Origin of the sequence: Kaistella sp. (genome assembly GCF_032060305.1) — a bacterium.
Lineage (GTDB): Bacteria > Bacteroidota > Bacteroidia > Flavobacteriales > Weeksellaceae > Kaistella > Kaistella yananensis.
The window spans coordinates 1-3,213 of the sequence record NZ_DAMBHK010000124.1 but is presented as its reverse complement, the minus strand read 5'-3'; the positions used below and the strand labels follow the sequence as shown (position 1 = coordinate 3,213).

4 protein-coding genes and 1 pseudogene are annotated in these 3,213 nt (G+C 38.9%); 4 read left to right on the top strand and 1 reads right to left on the bottom strand.

Translation table 11 applies throughout. The annotated features are described in order from the left end of the window. Together V5N63_RS11475 and rplQ are read left to right on the top strand one after the other, a co-directional pair. Positions 1–450 (top strand): DNA-directed RNA polymerase subunit alpha C-terminal domain-containing protein (locus tag V5N63_RS11475; RefSeq protein WP_332034049.1); only part of this gene is annotated, 450 nt, incomplete at its 5' end. Positions 451–456: 6 nt separating this feature from the next. Further along, the gene (rplQ, locus tag V5N63_RS11470) at positions 457–990 is read left to right on the top strand and encodes a 50S ribosomal protein L17 (RefSeq protein ID WP_332034048.1); all 534 of its coding nucleotides are present in this window, start codon (positions 457–459) and stop codon (positions 988–990) included. A gap of 84 nt (positions 991–1,074) precedes the next feature. Here rplQ and V5N63_RS11465 read toward each other — a convergent pair whose 3' ends face one another. After that, the gene (locus V5N63_RS11465) at positions 1,075–1,503 is read right to left on the bottom strand and encodes a hypothetical protein (protein ID WP_332034047.1); all 429 of its coding nucleotides are present in this window, start codon (positions 1,501–1,503) and stop codon (positions 1,075–1,077) included. 173 nt (positions 1,504–1,676) lie between these two features. Between V5N63_RS11465 and eno the strand changes: the two genes are divergently transcribed. Beyond that, positions 1,677–2,969 (top strand): phosphopyruvate hydratase, encoded by a 1,293-nt coding sequence (gene eno, locus V5N63_RS11460; protein WP_332020483.1) that lies wholly within the window; start codon positions 1,677–1,679, stop codon positions 2,967–2,969. 78 nt (positions 2,970–3,047) lie between these two features. Then, positions 3,048–3,213 (top strand): annotated as a pseudogene (gene gltA, locus V5N63_RS11455) (citrate (Si)-synthase); the annotation flags it as partial.

Sequence of the window (3,213 nt, the reverse complement as noted above, 5' to 3'; positions counted from 1 at the left end):
AGTGTTGAAAACTATCGTGTAGAGCAAAAAACAGACTACGAAAAACTTGTTTTGGATATTGAAACTGACGGTTCCATCAGCCCTCAGAATGCTTTAACTGAAGCTTCTAAGATATTAATTTATCATTTCATGTTGTTCTCCGACGAGAGAATTACGCTTGAAACTGAAGCCGTGAAAGCATCCATCCAATACGACGAAGAAACTTTACATACAAGACAGCTCCTTAAATCTAAATTAACAGATATGGATCTTTCTGTAAGAGCATTAAACTGCTTGAAAGCTGCTGAAGTGGAAACTTTAGGAGAACTGGTTTCTTATACAAAGTCTGATTTGATGAAATTCAGAAATTTCGGTAAAAAATCTTTAACAGAATTAGAAGAATTAGTGCATGCAAAAGGTCTTAACTTCGGTTTCGACGTTGCTAAATATAAATTAGACGCTGATAAATAACAAACAATGAGACACGGTAAAAAATTCAATCACTTATCTAGAACAGCTTCTCACAGAAGTGCGTTGCTTTCTAATATGGCTTGTTCTCTTATTGAGCATAAAAGAATCAACACTACTGTTGCCAAAGCGAAAGCTTTGAGAGTGTATGTTGAACCTATCTTAACTAAAGCGAAAGAAGATACAACTCACAACAGAAGAACAGTTTTCTCTTACCTGCAAAGCAAAGAAGCAGTTACTGAATTATTCAGAACAGTTGCTCCTAAAATAGCAGAGAGAAACGGTGGTTACACAAGAATCATCAAAACTGGATTCAGACCGGGCGATGCTGCAGATACTGCAATGATCGAACTTGTAGATTTCAACGAACTTTACAACCCGAACGCTGAAGAAAAGAAAACAACAAGAAGAAGCAGAAGAGCTGCAGCTCCTAAAACTGAAGCAGTTGCTGCTGAAGTTAAAGAAGCTCCTGCTAAAGAAGAAGCGAAATCTGAAGAAACTACTGGCGAAGCCGCAGAATCTTCCGATAACAAAACTGATTAATCAGTTGATATTACTAAAAAGCCGTTCAATTTTATTGAACGGCTTTTTGTTTTTATGGAAATATGTCTTTCTTTCTTAGATTTTCTATTGCCCTCTTGCCTTTTTCAGTCCGATGATATTATTTCCCTGAGTGATGATGACGCTGTCGTTTTTTGAAATGATTTCGAAATCATAATTACCATAAACTCCCGGTCCTGCATCTGCCTTCTTCGGAGCCGAAATCGTTTTGTTATTACTCCTAATGCTGATCGTATTTTCCTTATCGGTATTCTTAAACGTTACCAAAGCCGAAGAGCCGTCTTCAGCGACATAACGTTCAGTATATTCGCCGGCTTTTATACTATTTCCGTTCTCAGTGAGTACCGCTGCACTGTCAGTTTTTACCGGCTCTTCAGTTCTGATTTCAACGGCAGAATCTTCCACAATAATACTTTTATTGCCTTCTGTTGATTTCTTGCAGCCCACAATGGTAAAAAGTATAACTGCGGACTCAATAAAAACGCTGTTTTTCATAATAATTTGTTTTTTTGTACATCAAATTTACGATTACTTTTTACAAAATAAAAAATTGGTAATTATTAACGAAAGTTTAACGCCAAACTCATTAAAATCATGTCCTGAAACTCTTAAAATAGTTCAATTTTCGTTAAATTTGTAATTCAAATTAAAGTTTAAAAATCATAACTATGAGTTACATTTCCTACATTGAAGCAAGACAGATTTTGGATTCCCGCGGAAATCCTACAATAGAAGTAGATGTTTTTACAGAAAGTGGTGCAATGGGCCGTGCTGCGGTTCCTTCAGGAGCATCAACAGGTGAGCACGAAGCCGTAGAATTACGCGATGGCGGTACAGATTACATGGGAAAAGGTGTCCTGAAAGCTGTAGAAAATGTAAGAGAGGTTATTGCTCCCGAATTGGTAGGACTTCCGGTTTATGACCAGAACTTCATCGACCAGATTATGATTGAGCTGGATGGGACTAAAAACAAAGGCAATTTAGGAGCTAACGCCATTCTTGGAGTTTCATTAGCTGCCGCAAAAGCAGCCGCAACCGAACTTCGTCTTCCACTTTACAAATATGTGGGTGGTGTTAATGCCAATACGCTGCCTGTTCCGATGATGAACGTCATCAATGGTGGTTCACACTCTGATGCGCCTATTGCATTCCAGGAATTTATGGTGATGCCGGTAAAAGCAGATTCTTTCTCTCACGCTTTGAGAAAAGGAACTGAAATCTTCCACAACCTTAAATCAATCCTTCATTCACGTGGACTTTCCACTGCAGTAGGTGACGAAGGAGGTTTTGCACCAACCTTTACAGGAACTGAAGATGCTTTGGATACTTTGCTTCAAGCCATTGAAAAGGCAGGTTACAAACCAGGTGACGATGTGATGATCGCGTTAGATTGCGCAGCTTCAGAATTCTATAAAGACGGAAACTACGATTACAGAAAATTCCAAACTCCTGATTCAGCGGTATTCAGCAGCAGCGAGCAGGTTTCTTATTTGGCAGAATTGGCTGCTAAATATCCGATCATTTCAATTGAAGACGGTATGCACGAAGACGACTGGGCAGGGTGGAAAATGCTTACCGAAAAAATCGGAGACCGCGTTCAGCTGGTAGGCGACGATTTATTTGTAACCAATGTTGAAAGACTTTCAAGAGGGGTGAACGAAGGTATTGCAAATTCAATACTTGTAAAAGTTAATCAGATTGGCTCCCTTTCTGAAACAATGGCTGCCGTGCAGATGGCACAACACAACCGTTATACATCGGTAATGTCTCACCGTTCCGGCGAAACCGAAGATTCTACCATCGCTGATTTAGCCGTTGCAATGAACTGCGGGCAGATAAAAACAGGTTCCGCTTCACGCTCCGACAGAATGGCGAAATATAACCAACTTTTAAGAATTGAAGAGGCTTTGGGAGAAACGGCAGTGTTCCCGGGATTAGATGCATTCAAAATAAAACGATAATAGAAAAAATTGATTGAAAACGGTGAATTTCATTTGCCATTTTCTATCAGTATTCATAAATTAGTAAAAAATTACATAATGCCAGATAATAAAGTAGTATTGAACTATGACGGGAATTCTTTTGAATATCCTATCGTAGAAAGCACAATCGGAGACCGAGGTATCGATATTTCAAAGCTTAGAGACCAAACCGGTTTAATTACATTAGATTTAGGATACAAAAATACAGGCGCTACCTTAAGCG

What these genes read in the sequence shown, in the direction of transcription:
- rplQ (WP_332034048.1), top strand. Translation starts at nt 457, where the DNA reads ATGAGACACGGTAAAAAATTCAATCACTTATCTAGAACAGCTTCTCAC.
- V5N63_RS11465 (WP_332034047.1), bottom strand. Translation starts at nt 1,503, where the DNA reads ATGAAAAACAGCGTTTTTATTGAGTCCGCAGTTATACTTTTTACCATT.
- eno (WP_332020483.1), top strand. Translation starts at nt 1,677, where the DNA reads ATGAGTTACATTTCCTACATTGAAGCAAGACAGATTTTGGATTCCCGC.